The 22,341-nt window shown below is 40.2% G+C and carries 19 protein-coding genes; 2 read left to right on the forward strand and 17 right to left on the reverse strand.

Features of this window, described 5'->3' with window-relative positions:
- Nucleotides 1-171: 171 nt before the first annotated feature.
- Complete coding sequence (locus tag EO119_RS06915; RefSeq protein WP_126941174.1) at nucleotides 172-1,380, forward strand: ATP-binding protein; 1,209 nt, start codon at nucleotides 172-174, stop codon at nucleotides 1,378-1,380.
- A 119-nt stretch (nucleotides 1,381-1,499) separates the two neighbouring features.
- On the opposite strand, the gene EO119_RS06920 is transcribed toward EO119_RS06915, so the two are convergent.
- A complete protein-coding gene (locus EO119_RS06920) occupies nucleotides 1,500-1,700 on the reverse strand; it encodes a hypothetical protein (RefSeq protein ID WP_126941176.1) in 201 nt (66 codons plus the stop codon).
- A 292-nt stretch (nucleotides 1,701-1,992) separates the two neighbouring features.
- Here EO119_RS06920 and EO119_RS06925 point away from each other — a divergent pair, with 292 nt between their 5' ends.
- Nucleotides 1,993-3,021, forward strand: a complete 1,029-nt coding sequence (locus EO119_RS06925) for a ribonucleotide-diphosphate reductase subunit beta (RefSeq protein ID WP_126941178.1) — start codon at nucleotides 1,993-1,995, stop codon at nucleotides 3,019-3,021.
- Nucleotides 3,022-3,145: 124 nt separating this feature from the next.
- Here the strand turns inward: EO119_RS06925 and brnQ are convergent, their stop codons facing one another.
- The 16 genes from brnQ to EO119_RS07005 all read right to left on the reverse strand — a co-directional run bounded on the left by brnQ (nucleotide 3,146) and on the right by EO119_RS07005 (nucleotide 22,191).
- Entirely contained in the window at nucleotides 3,146-4,477 is a 1,332-nt protein-coding gene (gene brnQ / locus EO119_RS06930; RefSeq protein ID WP_126941180.1) for a branched-chain amino acid transport system II carrier protein, read from the reverse strand.
- A gap of 214 nt (nucleotides 4,478-4,691) precedes the next feature.
- On the reverse strand, nucleotides 4,692-6,695 hold the full coding sequence (locus EO119_RS06935) for a molybdopterin-dependent oxidoreductase (protein WP_126941182.1): 2,004 nt from the start codon (nucleotides 6,693-6,695) through the stop codon (nucleotides 4,692-4,694).
- Between the two features lie 13 nt (nucleotides 6,696-6,708).
- Nucleotides 6,709-7,179: a hypothetical protein gene (locus tag EO119_RS06940; RefSeq protein WP_009353895.1), complete on the reverse strand. Its 471-nt coding sequence runs from the start codon at nucleotides 7,177-7,179 to the stop codon at nucleotides 6,709-6,711.
- A 237-nt stretch (nucleotides 7,180-7,416) separates the two neighbouring features.
- Nucleotides 7,417-7,851 (reverse strand): DNA starvation/stationary phase protection protein, encoded by a 435-nt coding sequence (locus EO119_RS06945; protein WP_009353871.1) that lies wholly within the window; start codon nucleotides 7,849-7,851, stop codon nucleotides 7,417-7,419.
- Between the two features lie 189 nt (nucleotides 7,852-8,040).
- Nucleotides 8,041-8,463 carry a hypothetical protein gene (locus tag EO119_RS06950; RefSeq protein ID WP_126941184.1) on the reverse strand — a complete coding sequence of 141 codons (423 nt, stop codon included), beginning with the start codon at nucleotides 8,461-8,463 and terminating at the stop codon, nucleotides 8,041-8,043.
- Between the two features lie 32 nt (nucleotides 8,464-8,495).
- Nucleotides 8,496-9,281, reverse strand: coding sequence for a sulfite exporter TauE/SafE family protein (locus EO119_RS06955; protein WP_062401143.1), 786 nt, complete (start codon nucleotides 9,279-9,281; stop codon nucleotides 8,496-8,498).
- A gap of 3 nt (nucleotides 9,282-9,284) precedes the next feature.
- Entirely contained in the window at nucleotides 9,285-10,226 is a 942-nt protein-coding gene (locus EO119_RS06960; RefSeq protein ID WP_126941186.1) for a hypothetical protein, read from the reverse strand.
- Nucleotides 10,227-10,235: 9 nt separating this feature from the next.
- Complete coding sequence (locus EO119_RS06965) at nucleotides 10,236-11,417, reverse strand: DNA polymerase IV (protein ID WP_062401147.1); 1,182 nt, start codon at nucleotides 11,415-11,417, stop codon at nucleotides 10,236-10,238.
- Between the two features lies 1 nt (nucleotide 11,418).
- On the reverse strand, nucleotides 11,419-11,769 hold the full coding sequence (locus tag EO119_RS06970) for a helix-turn-helix transcriptional regulator (protein ID WP_009353907.1): 351 nt from the start codon (nucleotides 11,767-11,769) through the stop codon (nucleotides 11,419-11,421).
- Nucleotides 11,770-12,079: 310 nt separating this feature from the next.
- Nucleotides 12,080-12,643, reverse strand: coding sequence for a redoxin domain-containing protein (locus tag EO119_RS06975; RefSeq protein WP_009353870.1), 564 nt, complete (start codon nucleotides 12,641-12,643; stop codon nucleotides 12,080-12,082).
- Nucleotides 12,644-12,788: 145 nt separating this feature from the next.
- Nucleotides 12,789-14,030, reverse strand: a complete 1,242-nt coding sequence (locus EO119_RS06980) for a serine dehydratase subunit alpha family protein (RefSeq protein ID WP_009353877.1) — start codon at nucleotides 14,028-14,030, stop codon at nucleotides 12,789-12,791.
- Nucleotides 14,031-14,176: 146 nt separating this feature from the next.
- The gene (gene menC, locus EO119_RS06985) at nucleotides 14,177-15,316 is read right to left on the reverse strand and encodes an o-succinylbenzoate synthase (protein ID WP_126941188.1); all 1,140 of its coding nucleotides are present in this window, start codon (nucleotides 15,314-15,316) and stop codon (nucleotides 14,177-14,179) included.
- A gap of 110 nt (nucleotides 15,317-15,426) precedes the next feature.
- Nucleotides 15,427-16,254: a 2-succinyl-6-hydroxy-2,4-cyclohexadiene-1-carboxylate synthase gene (menH, locus tag EO119_RS06990; protein WP_240632841.1), complete on the reverse strand. Its 828-nt coding sequence runs from the start codon at nucleotides 16,252-16,254 to the stop codon at nucleotides 15,427-15,429.
- Nucleotide 16,255: 1 nt separating this feature from the next.
- Nucleotides 16,256-18,064, reverse strand: coding sequence for a 2-succinyl-5-enolpyruvyl-6-hydroxy-3-cyclohexene-1-carboxylic-acid synthase (menD, locus tag EO119_RS06995; protein ID WP_126941190.1), 1,809 nt, complete (start codon nucleotides 18,062-18,064; stop codon nucleotides 16,256-16,258).
- A gap of 309 nt (nucleotides 18,065-18,373) precedes the next feature.
- A complete protein-coding gene (locus EO119_RS07000; RefSeq protein WP_126941192.1) occupies nucleotides 18,374-19,516 on the reverse strand; it encodes an isochorismate synthase in 1,143 nt (380 codons plus the stop codon).
- Between the two features lie 305 nt (nucleotides 19,517-19,821).
- A complete protein-coding gene (locus EO119_RS07005; protein ID WP_164725694.1) occupies nucleotides 19,822-22,191 on the reverse strand; it encodes a YadA-like family protein in 2,370 nt (789 codons plus the stop codon).
- Between the last annotated feature and the right edge of the window lie 150 nt (nucleotides 22,192-22,341).

Genomic DNA, 22,341 nt, shown 5'->3' on the forward strand with positions numbered 1-22,341 from the left:
ATTGTTATGTATTTTGTTTATGATCGAGACTATACTAATACCTTTTTACACTTTCGAGTATAATAGAATTGATATGCACAATTTCTAATAGTTTAGACTATACTCGAAAGCGTCATTGGAATATATATTTTTTTCGAGTATAATAGAATCAATGAAAGTGAGGTGTTAGCTATGGAATATATTAAACGTCCTAAGTACTTAACCCAAATAGAACCATTCATTGATAAGCCTGTAATTAAAATTCTCACAGGTATGCGCCGTGTTGGAAAGTCTACTTTATTAACAATCATTAAAGACACTATCTTGCAGAAAATACCTGATGAACGAAAAATTTATATCAACTTTGAATCATTAGAGTTTATGGATATCACAGAAGCAAGCACATTAGCCAAGTACCTCCTCCAAAAGACCCAGAACCTAGAAGGAAAGATATATTACTTTTTTGATGAAGTTCAATTAGTACAAAATTGGGAACGAGTGATTAATGGTCTACGTGTTGGTAAAGATTGCGACATCTATATTACTGGTTCCAACTCCACCTTAATCTCTGGCGAACTTGCTACACTTCTTGCTGGCAGATATGTAGAATTTGAAATACAGCCATTTACATTTGATGAGTTTGTAGAAGTATTCCAAGAAAAACAGCTTAGTAAAGAAGAGCTATTCACTAAGTTCATCCAATTAGGTGGTATGCCTACTTTAAAATACTTTAACTTAGAAGAAAATAGTAGTTATAAATATCTAAATGATGTGTATCATACAGTTTTGATCAAAGACGTGTTGACACACAATAAAATTCGCGATGTAGATATTTTCAATCGAATCCTATCATTTACTATACAAAATATAGGGTCCCCCGTTTCTGCAACTAGTATTAAAAAATATTTAAAGAGCGAGCATCGGGATGTTTCCATTGATACTATACTGAATTATTTAGACTATTGTCAGCAAGCTTTCATCCTAAAAAAGGTGTCTAGATTTGATACGGTCGGTAAAAAGAATCTTAAAATTGATGAAAAATATTACCTTACGGATCATGGATTTCGGGCTGCCAAAGGGTATTCTAATACGAAAGATATTGAAAGAACCCTGGAAAATATCATATATATTGAGCTAATTTCTAGAGGATATACCGTAGAAATTGGGAAGGTAAAAGATATGGAAATCGACTTTATTGCTACGAAGGATAAAGAACGAGTATACTATCAAGTGTCCTATCTTATGGAAACAGAAGCTACACGACAACGTGAATTTGGTGTGTATGCGCATGTACAAGATAATTACCCTAAATTTGTTCTCTCCATGGATACCGTTGACTTTAGCCAAGATGGAATCGTTCACAAACATGTGATTGATTTTTTGTTGGAAAACAGTTTATAAATGTATAAATGCTATCATAAGAATGTACAGAAATGATGATATAAGACTGTACTAAATGAATAGCCCCCACATTCTAGTATAAAGTATACAAAAGCACAGGGCTCGCGTCCCTGTGCTTTTTATATACCATATTTCTTCATAAAAAATGCATCTACTTCATCTATACCATAGGTTTTATCATTCTTTAACGAATCTATTCCTTTTTGCAATTCCTTATCTAATTCTTCCTTCGATAAACTAGCTAAGGATACTAATGTATCCGGTTTATTTTCTTTTGGTACCGCATGTGTATTTTTAGATACACGACCTATATTCCCCATATTTATATACCTATCCTTTTTTATTTCATTAATGGCTTTATTTTTATAATACCGCTACTAAATACTAATACACTATTGTTTTAACTTTTATCTAATATCATTATACACTGCTGCATCAAAGCTCACAACACTCTACCTATTAATCATCTCTCCCCCTATCTTTTTAGTATGCATTTTTAGTATAATAAGAGGTAGTTTATAACTATATACCTATGAAAGCATGTATTCTATCCAGGCTTTCATAATAATTCATAAATATATTGTTATTATAGATAAGGTAGGAGTTACTTTCATGGAAAAGAAACTGATTTTTAATGAACATGGTGACCGTGGCACGCAAAGTATGGTGGGCGGTAATACGACGAATTTACGGGAATGGAATCGTATTAAGTACGATTGGGCAAATACATTGTATCGCACGATGCTGAACAATTTCTGGATTCCTGAAGAAATTTCTTTGAACGAAGATATTAAGCAATTCCCATATTTAACGGATAGCGAACGCCGTGCCTTCGACAAAATTATTTCTTTCTTGAACTTCTTGGACTCTATTCAAAGCGAAAACTTACCAAATTTGAGCCGTTATATTACGGCTTCTGAAGTAGCTTCTTTACTTAATATCCAAGCCTTCCAAGAAGAAATTCACGCCCAATCCTATTCTTACATTTTGGATACAGTAACGAATCCAATTACTCGTGACCGCATTTATGATGAGTGGCGTACAGATGAACATTTACTAGCTCGTAACCGCTTCATTGCTGACATTTACCAACGCTTTAGCGATGAACCATCAGAGCACAATTTGATTCGCACTATCATGGCAAACTACATTTTAGAAGGTATCTATTTCTACTCCGGATTTAGCTTCTTCTACACATTGGCACGCCAAGGTAAAATGACCGCAACTTCCACGATCTTTAAATACATCAATCGTGACGAAGTGACTCACTTAGTATTGTTCCAAAACATTATCCGTGAGCTTCGCATCGAACGCCCTGAACTATTCACTCCTGAACTAGAAGCTGAATTGACACAAATGCTTCGCGAAGGTACAGAAAATGAAATCGCTTGGGGTCAATACATTACAGACGACAAAATCCTTGGCATCAACAACACATTGATCGAACGCTATATCAAATACTTAGCAAATCAACGTGCTGATTCCATCGGCTTGCAACTGTTATATCCAGAGATCAAGGAAAATCCTATGGCTTGGATTGAAAGTTTCTCCAATTTGAACAGCACGAAAACTGACTTCTTCGAGGCAAAAGTTACGAACTATACAAAAGCAGCAGCATTCGATTTCGACGATTTGGAATAAGAATGTCAGTAAGATTATATACACAAAAGCTACACGTAGATACATTCTACCGTGTAGCTTTTTTATACAAAAAATATTAGAACTACTCGTATATAAGTAGTCCCAACATATATAAAATAATCTTTTAGTTAGCTTTCACCAACGCCCGATGGATCAATCCAATCACGAATCCTACGCCGCCGAATACAAGCCAGTCCATACCGATGCCATGCATTGGTACTTGTGTAGCAAAGAATTGTCCTAAGCTACCTAAGTCTACGCTCGCTGTTTCTAAGCCAGATACAAGAGCTGTGATGAAGGTTGCCCCTACTGTCCAAGCATATACGCATTGGCGGCCGTTGAACAACGGATGTAAGAATGCCAATACAATCAATGCAATGGATAATGGGTACAGGAACATCAACACAGGAATAGCTGCAGTAATGATGGTTTTCAATCCAAACATGCCTACGCCGAAAGAAATCAACACGAATAGCACTGCATAGGCTTTATAGGATAAGCCACCAAATTGTGTGCTAAAATACTGTGCACAAGAAGTAACAAGTCCGATACTCGTCGTCAAACACGCCAATAATACGATGACTGCCAAGATCATAGCCCCTAAATCGCCGAATAACAAACGAGCAGATTCTGCCAATACAGGCGCCCCTGTATCTAAGATGCCTAACTGCTCTACGCTGGTAGCGCCTAAGCTAGCAATAAAGATGTACACCACGCCTAAGCAACCTACGGCGATTAACCCAGCTTTCATAGTGGCCCGTGTAATTTCATCACGTGTTTGTGCCCCTGAAAGTGTCACAAATTCGATAACCAAAATACCAAACACAAAGGATGCCAAGGCATCTAATGTGTTATATCCATCTAAGAAGCCTTGTAGAAATGCGGTGCCGCTAGTAGCGTAGGACTCTGTCGGTGTACCATAGCTGCCTAATGGAGTAATCAAAGATTTAACAATCAATACCACGATGGTCAGTAGCAAGGCTGGTGTTAAGATTTTACCAATGCGATTCACCAATTTTTGCGGATTAATAGAGAGCCACAATGTGACTACGAAGAACCCCACAAGGAACAAGGATAGTGCTGTATCTGAGGCAGCTCCACCTAAGAATGGTTTCACTGCAATTTCATAGGATACAGTCCCCGTACGAGGGATGGCAAAAGCAGGGCCAATGGATAAGTATAATGCCAATGTAAATAGGACCCCAAACACTGGATGCACACGGCTTGCCAAACTTTGTACGTTACGGCTGCCGGAGTATCCCATAGCCATAACCCCTAATAAAGGTAAGCCTACACCAGTTACAATAAACCCTAAGATGGCCCACCACACATTGGTACCTGCATGTTGACCTAGAGTAGCAGGGAAGATTAAGTTACCTGCCCCAAAGAATAAAGCGAACAGCATCAGGCCGATAGCAATATAGGCTCGCCCCGATAGTTGAGTATGATCTGACATAATATCTCCTTTCAAATACATCCCATAATAACAAATATACACTGTATAAAAACACTTCTTATGCTTATTTTTTTATTATATCTAATTATAAGTAAAATAAAAAGCCATTTTCTTTGTAGAAAATGGCTTTGTCTATACCAATTATGCATATATATCCGAACTATAATTGATAGGCGAACTACATCTATTAACTATAACCAAGCATTACTCATTTTTAGTCGCAGGGCTCTACATGTACTTTCACATCATAAAAGGTACTACCCCAACCATAATCGGTAGATCGTGAGGCAGTCAATACATTCATTGTATGCTCTGTATCATGGGACTGCGATTGCCACCAGACACCACTACTCACAATAGTCCCCTTTGGTACCGCATCATCAATGACTAAGGCAATCCGCAAGGAACCTCGCTCATTATACAAGCGCACAAACTCACTGTGCCATACGCCCTTGCGCTGGGCATCACCAGGATGCATACGAGCAACCATCTTTGGTGTATCTTCTTGTATCTCACAAAAGGACGAGTCTAGTATACGTGGATCAGCACCATTGATGAGGAAGAACTCCGCTGTATCCCCATGAGCTTCACGATATACAGGATATGGCTCACGCTCTAAGGGGTTATATAATTCAATCTTACTAGATGGTGTACCGTACTCTAGCTTATACGTACCGGATAGGTCCATTTCCACAAAATCCCCTGCCAAGATTCTATCTTGCACTTCTCTTGAAATCGGAGCATGTCGCACAATATCTTCAATCATCTCCAATTCTGACATAGCAAATACAGGGTCATCGATACCCATAGCTCTAGCAATACTACAAATAGTATCCCAATTAGAGCGACTTTCACCTACAGGAGGAATGGCTTGATAGCCACAACCGATGGTGTAATGTCCATAGGAATTATAGATATCATTATGCTCTACAGACGTCGTTGCAGGGAGCACAATGTCTGCATATTTCGCCGTATCCGTCATAAATCGTTCGTGTACCACCGTGAACAGGTCCTCTCGTGCCAATCCTTTGCGCACCACTGTTTGGTCCGGCGATGTCACCGCAGGGTTGCTGGAATATACATAGAGGGCCTTAATCGGTGGGTTGTTGACCTCTGTTAACATTGGACCTAAATGAATCATTGGGTTCAACCGTGTTTCTTTTATTTGAAAGCGCTCCCAACTGACACGCTTGCCCCCAACAAATTGACTACCCGAGGCACTCGACAAGAGGCCACCTCCTGTATGTAGGTATGCCCCCACCAAGGCAGGTAGTGCCACTACACATCGCACCGTATTCGCTCCGTTCCCATAGCGAGATAGTCCACTGCCTAAGCGAATAAATGGCGCCATTGCCTGTCCATAAGCACGAGCAAACTGGATAATCCGTTCCTCTGGTACGCCTGTGATTCGAGTCACTTTCGATGGTGGATATTGAGAAATAACAGTATCACGGAATCCTTCATAGCCTTGTACATACTGATGAATAAATTCCTCATGTACTAATCCTTCTTCCACAAGCACATAGGCCACACCCAACGCAAAGGCTCCATCTGTACCTGGTCGTATGATAATGACTTCATCTGCTAATTTCGTTGTCTCCGTATAGTACGTATCAATCACCCAAAGCTTGGCACCTCGCTGGCGAGCTATGGTCACATCATGTAGGACATGTACATCCGTAGCCACTGCATTGAGGCTCCACAACACCACACAATCACTGTATTGTATATCTTGTGGACGACTCCCTAGGGTATTCCCCATAAGACTAGCCCAACCATAGCGTTTAGCAGGGGAACAAATCCCCTTATCTTGACGGGTCGCACCAAGTATGGCAAAGAGTGGATCCCCTGCACTCTTTTGTAAGATTCCCATGGTCCCTGCATAGGAATAGGGCATAATACTTTCAGAACCGTATGTATGGATACAGTGCTGAAACTGCTGAGCAATTTCCTTTAGTGCTTCGTCCCAAGTAATCGGTTTAAATTGACCGCTTCCCTTAGGACCTATGCGTCGCAAAGGCGTTGTTAGACGTTCCCTATGGTGGACTGTTCGTTCGTAATGTTGCATTTTCTGGCACAGCGTTCCTCTCGTAAAGCTGTGATCTTTCATACCTTCTACCCGTTGTAACTGGTCTCCCTCAATGGTCAAGATCAATCCACAGGCATCTGGGCAATCATAAGGACATACTGATGTCCTTGTATGTATGGGCTTCGTCATCATTCATTCCTTACTAGTCATTATCAAAGTCATCAAACAAGTCAAAATCAACGTCAAAGTCGAAGTCAAAACTATCTCCAGAATTGTAATCATAAGAACTATCAGCCTCTTGTTGATCATACTCTAACTCATCTTCCATAATATCATTGTAGTTGTTATGGAAAAATTGATCCTGTTCTGTTTCGTTTGCACTAGAAAAACCATAATCTTCATCAGCATGCTCTGGCAATACATCCAATTGACTATAATCACGAATCGTCATTGCTTCATAAGGGTCCAAAGGTGCACGGTTTTCTTCTGACTCTTCAATCTCCACCATATCCATAGCTCGGTTCAAATCCTTTGACGTCCCCTCTTGTTGCACCATGTCCAAGAACTCATCCGAACTCACTTCACTCACCAGCGTATCCATGTCTTCTACCACAGATATATCCTTCTGTGGTTCTATAGTTTGTAATTGTCCTCGTCGTAAAAATCGATTCATCCTCTATGCCCCTTTCTCAACCTCTCTTACATTACTTGTATTGTATCACCTAGCAATGAAATTTTACAATACATCGTTTTATCACCTTTCAAAGGTATGCCTTATATACTAAAAGAACCCCTGAGCAGGGGTCCTTTGGTATAGTTTATAGTATAGTTGTAAGTGTTGTCATATTCAGGATGTTATCACATATAAGGGAGTGTTATGTGATTGGTTCGATGTTACTGTCAGGAGGAATTAGCCTAAAGTAGCACGTAAGAACCACAATTGTTTTTCATAGTAAGCAATGTGGTCTTCCATGATAGCCACTAATCCGAAGTTACCTTCTTCATCAGCTGCTTCGCGGATAGCACGAGCTTCTTTGTTCAACAATTCGAAATCTCCTACTAAGAAGTTGTACACTTGTTCTACGGAGAATTTGTTGCCTGGTTCTTCTTTCAAAGAAGCAATTTCTAAATATTTTGCCACATGCACTACAGGTTCTTCACCTTGCATTTTTACATGCTCAGCTACTGCATCATAATAATCAAATGCTACATCGTAGACTTCTTCTAAATATTTGTGAGCTGGCACAAATTGAGATCCTACTACATTAAAATGGAAATTGTGAAGTTTAATGTTCCAAATTGCTAAGTTTGCAATATATTGGTTAACTGCTTGTAAGTTTTTCATACCTATTTCTCCTTTTCTTTAGTTTATTTTGCTAATTATTCTAATTAGCAATTAATAATTATTATTTATTATGTATTTATCTTAGCATAGTAAATTATAAAATGCAATAGTTTTTCATATAGTTTATCGAAATATTTGAATGTAAAAAGTTCCCATTACCTATAACGTAATGAGAACTTATAGTATATATTATTCACTTTTTTTGATAAACCCTTGTGTAGCGCTATACAAGCAGAACCACACAAAGAAACTAGCTCCTGTAATAATCAGATACATAGTATCCGTTAACTCCCCAGATCGATACATCGCCAGAGTATAAAAGAAAGCTGTCATCGTCATCAGAACATAGGACAATACATAGCGCATGCCACGCTCTACATCTTCATCGGTAAACATTTCCTTCTTAAAACGCATCCAGTAAATCCCGCAAAGGGCTAAGCCACCTAGCATATTAGCAGCTAGTAAACTCATATCAGCCCGACCATTAAAGAACCAGCACAAGGCTAAATGATTAATAAACAACATCCATTTAATCATCGTGGTCAAACGGGCTGTCGTAATCGTCTGTTGTGGCTGTGGTTGGTGTTGTTTCCGTTTCTTTCCCTTTCCCATAAAGTCCTCTCTATTTAATCTATACTATGACACTAGAACAATACGTGAGATGTGTAAATTAAGCGTAATGCCAGTAATCCAATCCCAATGGATAACCCAATTAAAATCGTTTTTGCTCGCAATCGTTTCGCAATGAACGCCCCTAATTGACCACCCGCTAAGGCACCAATACCACAAGGAATGGCAATTTCAAAATGAATATGACCACTCAAAAAATGTGTTAAAGTCCCTACTGAGGTAGACATAGCCAAGATAAAATGACTAGTGGCGGTGGCCATATGCGTAGGAAATCCCATGATATAAATGAAAGCCGGCACATGGATCAAGCCACCGCCGATACCAAATAAGCTAGAAATAAAGCCTACTCCCATGCTAATTAAGATACCTACCACTTTATTATAGGTCAACTCTTCTAATTGCAAGGACTCTTCTTTGCGTTCCCCTTTATTCATATTTTTATAACCAATGAACAAAGACATGATTAGCAAGAAAGAACCAAACCAGAATCGGAACCCACTAGGATCAAAATATTCCGCTACATGAGCACCGATAATCGACCCTGGGAAGGTGGCAATCCCGAATAGAATTGCTGCGCTATATAATATTTTCTTCTGTCGCACATAGGCAATAGTACCCGAAATGGCATTACAGGTTACCGTAAACAAGGATGTACCTACTACCATAGCTGGCGTCCATTCTGGAAAGAAGTAAAGAAATACTGGCACAAAAATCAATCCGCCACCTGCACCAATGATGGTTCCCAATGCGGCTACAACTACGCCTAGCAATACAAAGCCTAATACACTTACCACATCCATACCTTAATCCTCCTTAGACAGCTTCGCAAATCGGTCTAACTTATGCTTTTTGAAGACCGCTTTCATGCCTCGCTTTTCCGCTTTTTTCTCTGCCTTTTTTGCTACTTTTTGCAAGACTTTTTCTGTCCATGCATCGCCATGCTCTTCTGCATAGCGTTCCCATTTAGACAATTTTTTTGCCCACTTGTCTACAGAGGGAGCTTCTTTTTTATGTTTCGACTTATCTTTGCTTTTTTCCTTCTTTTTCTTTTTTTCTTGTTTAACAATGCAGCATTTGTCTCGCTCTTCTGGTATGGGAGAATCTTCTGTGCAATGTTTGCAACGCTTTTTATGCTGTTTTTTTGTCTCTGTTGACGACTCCATCTCAAACATATCATACAAGTTAGATTTTTTGTTAGTATATTTCGTTAACTCAATGACCGCATCCTCTTCATCGTCTTTAGGGTCGTCATCCTCCCCATCGTCATCATAGTCATACTCATTAATATGCTTCGTTTCGCTGGTATTGCTGAATAAACTCATAAAAGAACTCGATGTCGCCTTCGGTTCAACCTTCTCTGCAAAGGTTTCCCCTTGCCAACGCTCAGCCATCACAAAATCTACGCCTAATGCCACACCTACATCATAGCCTTCCACACCTTCATCCGCCACAGCTTCTACTGTTGGTGTCTCTTCTAAGGAAGATATCATATCATACAGATAGTGCTCTGTTACCATACTTTGGAGCCCACGTAATTCTTCCCATTGTTTTCCCAATAGAGCCAACATATGAGCAAAGTTTTCTAAGTCTTCTACCACTTCCATAGCCATTTCAGGGGACTCCATATGGTGCGCCTCTAAATTCGCCACATATTGCTGTTGTACTTCTTTGCAATGACCATACGCTGTTTGCAAGCCTTGTAACAACTTTTCAATCTGTTCCTGGTCCAATATATATTGTTGCATACTATCCTCCTAGGACGATGTCGTGTCATCCTTCAATTTTCGTTTCCACATAGCTCCTGTGGTAACAATATCTTCTCCAAATCGTTCTTCCAAAGTATCTAGTACTTGTGCTAACCGATCTGGCTCTGTTTCTTCACTCTGAAAGAGCGACTCTTGCTCCACCTCTTGGTGAAAGCCACTGACCGTAATCCCCAATAACCGGAACGGCCCCTGTACATTAAGTTTATTATATAATACACAGGCCGTCTCATACAATACATCTTCTCTATCCGTCTGATAGGATAATCGTTTTTGCCTTGTTTTGGTGGTAAAGTCTGGCAATCGTACTTTGATGGCTATCGTATGTCCTTTAAGTCCTTTCTGGCGCAAACGCTTAGCTACATGATGCGCAAAATATCGCCATTCATTGTCGATTTCCTCTGGGTCCATTAAGTCCCTTTCATAGGTCAGTTCATTACCTACGGATTGCAACTCACGATTCCACTCAATAGGCCGATCATCAATGCCTTTAGACAACAAATACACACGTTCACTTTGATGACCGCAATAGGGTTCTAACTCATGATACGAATCTAACTGTTCAATATCTTGAATCCGATGAAAGCCGCCTCGCTGTAATGCTTGTTCCATATGAGCCCCTACGCCCCACAACCTGCGTACCGGTAAATGTTTAATATGAGCGCTTTCTTGCCCATGGGGGATAATATATAACCCATCTGGCTTTCGTAAATCCGATGCTAATTTTGCTAAAAACTTATTCGGCCCAATTCCCACAGATGCGACCAACCCCGTTAGGTCCTTAATTTGTTCTTTCACAGCACGGCCCACCGCCATAGGAGACTCATAGAGTTTTCCTAATCCTGAAATATCTAAAAAAGCCTCATCCAAAGAAATGGGCTCTAAATAGGGACTAAACCGATGCAACACATCATGAATTTGATCAGAAATTTCGTGATATCGTTCCATTCGTGGCAATAGATAGATACCATCTGGACATAATTTTCTAGCCTTCCCAATAGGCATAGCAGAACGTACCCCAAATTTCCGTGCTTCATAACTACACGTAGCCACCACACCACGTGAAGAAAGGCCACCCACGATAACTGGGTGACCTTGTAGTTCTGGACGATCATGTTGTTCTACAGATGCAAAGAAAGCATCCATATCTACATGCATAATCCAACGTTTCATATTATTCTGCCACCGCTTGTGGAGCATCCTCAATACGGCAGTATTTGATTTGTGCACAAATGCACTCATCTTTTGTTTTATATAATTCAGGCAAGAATTTAACAAATTCATCAAAAGCTTCTTCATTAATGGAATAGCGTGTCCACAAACCGCTACGCACAGAATTCACAATACCTGCATCAATTAAAATTTTCATGTGATAACTAAGAGTAGATTGAGATAACTCAAAACTAGCCAAAATATCACACGCACATAATTCATTACAAGACAACATGTCTACAATGTGCAATCTTGTTTCATCGCTAAGGGCTTTAAAAATCCCTGCCAATCGTTCGTATGTAACTTCTAACATTCTCATTCTCCTATATGCATTCTATTTGTAACCTTACCTCCTTATTATATACAAATTTCTAAACTAAATCTAATAATTTAAATGAATAAAGGATACTTTTTAGTAATACAACTATATAATTTGGGAAAGATAAAAACGACAAAGCATTGCTTTGTCGTTTTTATGGGAAGTAAAGGATCTAAGATGTGTTCTTAGGAAAGTTTACAAATATAGTCAACACACTCAATTAGTACATCATGTGTTGTTGAAGATTCGAGAGAGGGAGAGGAGCCTTCAACCACAAAACTACTAAAGGAGCTGTTTATTTACTTTAGATTTTGCCAACTAAGCCAAGATCTGCTGGGTTCAACGTTTTTTCACCAGGAGTCCATTTTGCTGGGCACACTTCACCATGTTTTGCAACAAATTGGCAAGCTTGTACTTTACGTACTAACTCAGCAGCAGAACGACCTACACCCATGTCACAGATTTCTGCGGCACGAACGATGCCTTCTGGGTCTACCACGAAAGAACCGCGATACGCTTGGCCAGACTCTTCAGAGAATGTTTCGAAGAAGTCAGCTAATTCATGTTTAATATCGGATATCATAGTGTATTCGATTTTATTGATTGTAGGAGATGCATCGGACCATGCTTTGTGAACGAACGCAGAGTCAACAGATACAGAGAATACTTCTACGCCCAAATTTTTCAATTCTGCGTATTGATCTTGTAAGTCTGCCAATTCTGTTGGACATACAAATGTGAAGTCTGCTGGATAGAATACAAACACGCTCCATTTACCTTCGATAGTTTTATTGCTCACTTTAATAATTTCTGGTTTACGGAATGCATCTAATTCAAAAGCTGGTAGTTGTTTACCGATGATTGCCATGCTAAATCTCCTTTATTGTTACAACCTATACATAGCACAAACTGAGTATGTGACTATGAAATCAATCTATGTATCTATCATACACTATACTTTTAGAAAAATCAATATAGAATTGTTCTCATTCTCTATACCAATAATGCATAGATTACTTTTCTAACATGGTTTCTAGGATGACAACATCGGTTTGCTTCATTCCTTCACGAGCAATGGTTGCTACCGTTTGCACCGTATGGTCAATGTCTTCTTTTACAATACCTTGGCCTGCTTTAAAGCTATTATCTGTCTTTGCTTGTGTATAGGCTAATAAGGAATTACCAAGAGACATACCAATTTTCATAGCACAAGATGCTTTTGCTCCATCGCAAACCACACCAGATGTACCTGCTAATGCATTTGATAATGTTTCCCAAACTACTTCCTTGGATTCATTAAGTAAGAATGCTACACCAGCAGCTGTAGCAGAAGCAGCACTCACTACACCGCAGTAAGCACTCAAACGACCAATATATTGTTTAATGTATAGAGCTAACACATTGGCTAAGGCTAAAGAGCGCAACGTATGGTCACGATCGATACCGTATTCTTTAGCATACATCATAATAGGCACAGATAATGTAATCCCTTGGTTACCACTACCGCAGTTAATCATTACAGGCATAGAACAACCGTCCATGCGTGCATCAGATCCAGCAGCTGCATAGGCACGAGCTTTATCCGCAATGGAAGAAGAATTGGAAATAATCAATTTACCAATATTGGAACCATAATTGTTTTTCATACCTTCTTCGGCAATAGCCATATTCAAATCTAGTTGTGGTCCTAAAATATCTTCCAACTCTTTCGCATCTACAGTACTAGCAAACTCATAGCAAGAGTCAAAGCACAATTCCATAGAATGTTTAGCCACTTCTTCTGCAGATAAGGCAATCAACACTTCTCCGTCTTTTTCTGCGTAAGAAATAGTGGTATGTGTATTTTGAACAATGACCTTAGACGTATGTTCACCAGCCACAGCAGTGACTTCGATAAATAAGTTTTCTACCCCTTCTGCTAGCTCAATATCACAGTAATCCGCTTCAAATAAACGGTCTGCTTCTACCACTTGTTCATGAGTAAGGTCTTCTAATACTTCTAATTCTTTCGCCGCTGTCCCTACTAAGGTGCCTAAAATAAGACTATAATAAATGCCCGTACGACCTTCTGAATTAGGAATGGTTACACTTTTTGCATTCTTAATAATATTGCCACTTAACCGACCATGAATGTGATCTGGTCGAACACCTAATAGTTCTGCCGCTTTCGCCGCTGCAAATGCCAAGGCGATTGGCTCCGTACAACCAAAGGCCGGTTTTACCTCACGTTTTAATAATTCTATGTACTCTGTCATACAAACCTCCTACGTATCTATGTAAAACAACGATACATTCCACCTCTACTTGAAATGCATCATATCTGTATATGTCATATAGTTTCATACACTACTTGTATATTGTATCATACCACATCCACAAGCTATACAAGTATATAAATCAGTTATAGGTGCCATAATTTCTTATGTATGCAATACGCCTCTAACGCCTCTATATCAACGTCTACACCCAATCCAGCACCATTAGGCACCTCTACAAACTGTGAAAGTCTCTCTGTACTGCAGTTTTTTATTGTACTAATAATAGGCGGTCGAGTCAAATCTCGCTCAAAATAGCGCAACGAATCCGACAAATCTCCCGGCATATAGCTATCTCCTAGAGCCGCTAATTGTACATGCATCCATTTGGAAATACTGGATTCTACCATGGATCCAATCCAGTACTGGATGCCATGATCACGACAATACTGAATGACCTTAGCCGTTTCTCGAAGACCACCTAAACGACCCACTTTTACATTAAGTACATCCAACAAGCCATGCGTATGGGCATAGACCAAATCATCATACCCCAAAATCGATTCATCTAAACATATAGGAGTCGTAATATCCCATTCATGAGTTGACTTATATTGATGGTACATTTTTAAGCTTTGTATCTGAAAGGGCTCTTCTATACAGGCCAAATGAAACCCCTGAAAGGCCCTCACCTTATCCACATCTTCATAGGTGTAACTTTGATTCGCATCCACCGCTAACATAAGGTCTGGATAGGCTGAACGCACTCGCTGTACTCGTTCATAACCATCCTTGGGGGATACTTTCAGTTTAATACGCTGACACCCTTGTGATACATAACCAGATACAGCATCTACCAAGGTATCCAAAGGGACGTCCCCAATGACAATGCCCGTAGATACGGTCGACAGTAAGGATTGCTGTAGCACATATTCCACTGTATTGACCCCTAAGTGATGGCATTGTAGATGGAGCAAGGCATTTTCCACAGATGCCACAGTCATAGGCATTCCTTCCATCAGCCATTGTTGTGGCAATGTGGTTGTTGTTTCTTGCCCCAACAGGTTTGGTAAATACCTCGTACATAAGGTATCCCAACAAGATGCCACCGTTTCTTTTGTATAAAAAGGGTCTACGAAGGCCACGCATTCCCCGTATCCTACATAGCCCGCTTCATCTTCCAAACGAACAATGAAAGTATCCCTGACACCTACTTCGCCCTTTGCCGTTTTGAAAGTAAACTTCATCGGTAGTTGCACATGGTATAGGGTGATATTTGTAATCATACGATACCTCTTATTTCTATTACTGCAACCAGAATTATTAGCCACTATCTTCTTCCATATCCGCGCATCCTAAGAGTATAAATAGTCCACACATTCACTAATACTTCCGATTATAGGAAAAATTGTTTTAAAATTTGCCGATACGCTTCTGGTGCTTCCACATGCACATTATGACCCACCTGCGGCACAATGCGGTGGACATCACCAAAATACCTAGCCCCAATGGCTGTATATTTTGCATCTAGTTCACCACTAATATAACAGACGGGCATGGTCAATTCCGACAAACGATGACCTACATAAGGCATACTCCCCTGTCCGCTTCCTTTCAAGGTGAACGCCAATGCATGAGGGCTATTGAGCAAGCGCCGCCCTCTAATCTGCTGTTGCACCTTTGTAGGCAAACCTTGTTGTGTCTTGAAAATCTCTAGCTTAGCCCAAGTCTCGCTAAACCAAGTGATATCATGTGCCCGGATCCGTTCAGCCAGTCCTTGATCGGCTACATAGCGGTCTTGTCGTCCCCCTTCATCTTCTATGCCTACCGAGCCACTTTCTAAGATGAGGTGCGTTACCTCATGGGGGTACTCCAAGGCATAGAGTAAGGCTAGCCTAGCTCCCATGGAATACCCCATGAGAGCATATCTTTCACCGGCTACGGCATAGATAACCCGATGCAAATCACTGAGCATCTGAGGCAGTTCATAAGGTTTTAATTCCATAGGTCGAGCCGATCTACCATGACCCATACTATCGATACGTATCAGTCGATACCCGCTGACCTCAATGCCATCCCAGGTAGACCCGGATTCGGAAAATCCATGAAAACAAACTAACGGTTTTCCCGTACCCATTACAGTCACACCATAGTAGTATTCTCCCATGTGGATCTGCATACGTTGCATATCTAAGGTTCGTATATCTTGAATCATCGGTCTCATATTATTGCACCCGATAGACCTTGTGTAACTCACGACTAATTTCTTTAGAGGTAGGCACTTCAATGAGGTGAATCCCCTCTGTACCGATATAGTGTTGCATCGCCTGTTCTAACTCTGCATTCGTAGTGACTTTTACATAGTCCAGGCCATACATGGTCGCTAAGCCACTGTAATCGATGCCTTGCGGTGTGTTGAATAGGTAATCGAAATCGTCCGTCCCTTTTTGTGGCAAATATTGGAAAATACCGCCTCCATCATTGTTATGTAATATGATGGTCAAATTCATCCCATGGGTCTTTCCGATGGCTAAACCGTTCATATCGTGAAAGAAACTTAAATCTCCCGTCAGCATCACCGTAGGTTTCCCATTCGTACTTAGCCCTAACGCCGTAGACACAGTCCCATCGATACCATTGGTTCCACGATTTCCATACACCATGGCTTGCGATCGTCCAGTGGCCCAGAAATAGTCCATATCACGAATAGACATGCTATTCGCCACTAGAAGTTGGCCTTCATCGGGCATGATGTGTTGTAGCATGTGAATGGTCCGACCTTCAAATAGATTCGGTTCCTCTTGCACTTTATCTAATTGTTCACGGCTGTTGGATTCGATACCTTGCCATACTCTAACATACTCTAGATCCGATACTGTATAGCAAGTATATGCTGTGTTAGATTCCTCTAATCTATGTCGATGATTGATATCTGTGATGTCCTGTTCCAGTCCAAATTTATAAGAGCTAGCGCCTTCCGCATCACTCTTGTCTAATAATCCCTGCACTGTATCGCCTATTCGACTACCTAGACCCAATACAGCAAATAAGCCACGATAGATCTCCGCTAAAAATACATCTACACTCGCCATCACATGTATGGTAGTCGTCAAGCTAGGGTTCACCACATCTGCATTAGGGCTGACGGTAATATAATCGATGTCCGTCAAGGTCTCCATCCATTGCTGAATCCGTTTTGACACAGGGATTTGTCCCAATTGGATGACCACATCAGGTCGCAACTCTTCCCATCGTTCATGATGAGCCAAGAAAGCATCGTAGGTGCTAATCACGCCCTCGTATTGGCGCAAATTAGATAAAGGATCACCGGTGACAACAGCGCCAATCCGATCGGCGAAGTCTACAACTGCTTTCGGATTCGTCACAGTAGGACCACCCAAGATGAGCACTCGTTTTCCATTGAGTAACGATGCCAAGGATGCTATCTTCTGATGTTTCACAAGTCGGAATGGTTTCGCACTGCGCCCCTGTTTAAAATACTCTTCCTCACGATTGGGCACCAAGGGCTCAAACAAAGGTACATTGATGTGTACCGGCCCCAATTTGTGGTCATTCGCTTTCAAATAGGCACGGCGCGCCACTTGACGAGGGTACGTGTAATAGTGACTTTCACTAGGCACAGACAATTCCTCATAATAGTTCACGGCGGTGCCAAAATATTTCTGTTGATCAATCGTCTGCGGTGCCCCCACCTGTTGCAAGGTGTACGGACGGTCGGCGGACAAAATAATCATAGGTACACCGCTGTGCTTGGCTTCCACTACAGCAGGGCCATAATGAGTCAACGCAGACCCCGATGTGCACACCAATACGGCTGGTTCGCCTTGTGCTTTGGCAATGCCCAATGCCATAAACCCAGCAGACCGTTCATCAATATTCATATATGTGTGAAAGCCTCCATGGCTTTGAAAGAGCATGGCTAATGTAGTGGACCGTGAACCAGGACTGAACACCGCATGGCGCACCCCTAATTGGTATAACTCATCCACCAAACTTGCTATATATTCATTCATATCGTATCTCCCATACCAACCTGTGGTATTGTACTATATCTAATAGTGACTATCTACTATGTATTATACCATTGTTTTTAGATTCTGTACGTATCCATATGAGTTGCACTGGGTATCTATCTAACACCTAGACGCCCCTATCTCGTTCATAATTAACTGACATACATAGACATGGGTTCATAACAAAAAAAGGAATGCTGATTGCTCAACATTCCTGTTTAATTTCCTGTATCTGTTCAATACATCGGTACGGATTCATCATCCTACCCTATGGCATGCCTAATTGGATTTATACGTGGATGTATCATCCTACAAGGCATCCAATATAGTACCCATTTTGTTGATGGTTTCTTCGTACTCTTCATCGCTATTAGATTCGCTCACAATACCGCATCCTGCATAGGCATAGAGTCGGTTACCCATGATAAGGGCAGACCGAATGGCAACTACTAGAATGCCATCCCCCATGTCTTTCATAAATCCAAAGGGTGCCGCATACATACCGCGCTCATGGGCTTCGTACTTCGCCAGTAAATCCATTGCCAGTTCTCGTGGCTCGCCCCCTAGGGCGGGTGTAGGATGTAATAATTGGCCCCATTCGATGAGCGATTTCGTGCTATCCTTAGCAGTGATAATGGTCCGCAAATGATATAACCGTGAAAGCTCCATAATGCCCGTTTCCCCTACGGTCACATCATTCGTCACTTGTCGCATCGTATGCACAATACGATCTCGCACAATATTGTGCTCCACCCGATTTTTATGGTCATTTAGGAATCGCTCTTTCGTCCACGCCTTAGGACCAAACTTCGGTGCCGTTCCTGCCAAGGCATAACTTAGAATTTCCTCCCCTCGATGGCGCACGAGAATTTCAGGAGATGCCCCCACGAAGGTACGCCCCTCTTTTTCATAGCCAAAAATAAAGCAATTCGGGTTATTCTCCACCAAACGGTCTAATATGCTCACCACATCAAACTTTGTAGGGCTGGTAAATTCTACCTCACGAGAAGAAACCACCTTCGTCATGCGTCCTTCATGGATATTTGTCAAAATGGCATCCATCAAGGTATCCCAATCTTGTTTATCATCACTAGTTTCTGTGAAAGCGTGGTCTACGCGCTCAATCTTATGGCGCTGTATATCTACGCCCTCCCCTGCATGCAGGTAAAAGGACTCCCCATTTTCTACGATATAGTAATGGGTAAAAGCCACCATTTCATGGCCCATGTTGCTCCATTTTTTATCTTTTACAGTAGGGAAGAAGGTGCCCCCATAAAATACGTACGCATATTGTTCCCTGTCGATATCATCTTGTACCACCGCCAATCGTTTGGCGCCTACCACCACACGATCACTTTGACGGTCCACCCAAAAGACCCGTTCCTCGCCCTCGAAGTTTAGCCAAAACTCCAAAGGATTATCTAGTTGTAAAGGCTCCTTAATATATTTCATATGACTCCTTATCATCCCTAATACCTGAATAGGGATATGTTATATAGATTCTATTACAATTATATCACACCTGTGAAACTCTAATACAATCCTAGTATGTCATGACGAGTATCATTATTCTAGCCTAGTCATTTAGAACTTAGATGCAAAATATATATAGACACTCAAAAAATATGCATTATTCCATACAAAAAATACATGTTAGGATACCCCAAAATAGAGTATACCTAACATGTATTCCTGTTATAATCTTAGTTTTCTATACACTAGGAGATACCCTAGTGATCTATTCTCTAAGTTATTTCTTATTTAGCTTGTAATTTTGCGTAGATATCGTACAACGCTGCTTTCACTTGTTCGTTTTCAGCTGTTAAACGATCTACTGCGCTTTGTAATTCAGCTACTTTGGAGGAGTTTACTTTTGCACCTTCGCCACTACCAAATCCAATTGTAACACCAGCATTAGCCATTGCGCCGTTGCCGTTACCGAAGCTTACACCTGCATGGTACATTAAGTTTTCGCTAGCATAATGAGCTGCACCTAATGCTACAGCAGTTTTACCACGGTATGTACCAACACCTGCCATTACTTGAGTAGTTTGACCAGGGTTGTATTGAAGAGGTTTTAACGCTGCTAACGCTGCTGCATTAGCGCCTACAATTTTCACATCATTTTCAACAGTCGTTAAACGAGCTTCATGGTTTTTGTCTGTTTCTTGTAAAGCTGCAATGTCTTGACCATATTTATCTAATTTAACTGTAGAAGACTCTAAGCCACTAAGTTTTGTTTCTAAAGCCTCTTTTGCTGCATTTACTTTTGCATCTGCATTAGTACCAGCTGTTGTAATAGCTTCATTTTTTGCGGCTGTAATGTCAGTAGCAATGGCTTCTTTAGCGGTTTTAATTTTAGCATCTGCTTGTGTGCCAGCTTCTGCGATAGCCTCAGTTTTTGCTGTTGCAGATTTGTCAGTAGCGGCTTGAGCTGCTGCCTCTGCTGTTTCTTGAGCTTTTCCTGCTTTATCATCTGCTGCTTTTGCTGCTGCTTTAGCATTTGTAATTTCAACATCTTGAGCATTATTTTTAGCTTCTAATGCAGTATCTTTTTCTTCTAAAGCTTTTTTAGCTTCTTCAAGAGCTTTTGTATTAGCATCAATTTTACCATCTTGTTCAGTATTTTTAGCTTCTAACGCATCGATTTCTTTTGCTGTTTCAATTAAGCCAGTTGCTACTGTTTTGATATTCTCTTTATTTTCTTTTACAGCTTCACCTAATTCTATATTTTTTTCTACTATTTCTTTAATATAGCCTGTGTTTTTAGCAATACTTTCAGCATTTGTATTGATACTATCAACATTGTCATTAATAGCTTTTGTATTTTCATTAATTACTGTTGCATGTTCTACTAACTTTTTATTAGCTTCATCAACGGCTGCCGTATTTTTATCGATGGCCTTCGTATTGGCATCAATAGCATCAGCATTTTCCTTAATTTCTTCTTTAAGTTCAGTAGCCATATTATTAATATCTTCACTTAACTTTTCATTGCCTTCAAGAATACCCGTTGCTAATTCTCTCAAGCTATCTCTAGTTTTGCCAATATCTTCAGTATTTTTATTAACAGATTCACCCATTTTTTCTAAATCACTGGTATGGCTATTGAGCATATTTGCATGTTCAGTTACAATGCCAGAGATAGTATCAAGCGCTTCTTTATTATTGTCTTTCATAGTTTTAATTTTATCATTGATACCAATAAGAGATGCATCATGGTCTCTATCTGCTTCTTCAAGTTTCTTAAAGCGCTCATTCGCTGCTTTGATATCAGTTGCAGAATTATATTTGTTTTCTAAGTCTGCAATTTTACCTTCTGCAGCAGTAATTTTACCTGTTAACTCTGTATCTTTTGCTTCTAAATTTTTTTTTGCTGCATTTACTTTACCTTCTGCATCAGCGATAGCTTCTGTTTTCGCTGTACCAATTTTGGCTTCTAAATCAGTTTTTGCTGCATTTACTTTACCTTCTGCATCAGCAATAGCTTCTGTTTTCGCTGTACCGATTTTTGCTTCTAAATCAGTTTTTGCTGCATTTACTTTACCTTCTGCATCAGCGATAGCTTCTGTTTTCGCTGTACCGATTTTGGCTTCTAAATCAGTTTTTGCTGCATTTACTTTACCTTCTGCATCAGCGATAGCTTCTGTTTTCGCTGTAGTGATTTTGGCTTCTAATTCTGTTTTAGCTGCTGCTACTTTTTCATCTGCTTTTGTACCAGCTTCTGTGATGGCTTCTGTTTTTGCTGTAGCGATTTTATTATCGATTTTTCCGACTGCTTCAGTATTAGCTTCTACTTTTGGTTTTAACTCATTAATTGCCGTTTCATTAGCTTCAGATTTTTGTTTATTTGTCGCTACTTGAGCATCACTTGTACTATCTACTGTATCTTTAATATTAGAAATTATAGTAGTAAGTTTACGAACATTAGTCTCTACAGCTGTTAAACGTGACCCTACATCCGCTGCATCCGCCGTATCCGCCGCATTCACTGCACCCACACCACTTGTTAATACTAATGCCGCTGCTACAATTGCTGCTTTTTTACCATTGGATTTAGCAAACTCAGATGTTACCACATAACATTGTTTTGCTGCACTGTACACAACTTTGAAAATCTGATTCATAATAATCATTCTCCTTTTACTCGTCGACCATTTATTACACATATGACCTGATAAAGTGTAGATGTCATTACAATTAAATTTCTCTACAATTTCATCTTGCCTTCATAATAGCAAATTTAATTAAGTAAATGAATAAAAAACTTTAAATAT

Origin of the sequence: Veillonella sp. CNR 79/14 (genome assembly GCF_003992185.1) — a bacterium.
GTDB lineage: Bacteria > Bacillota > Negativicutes > Veillonellales > Veillonellaceae > F0422.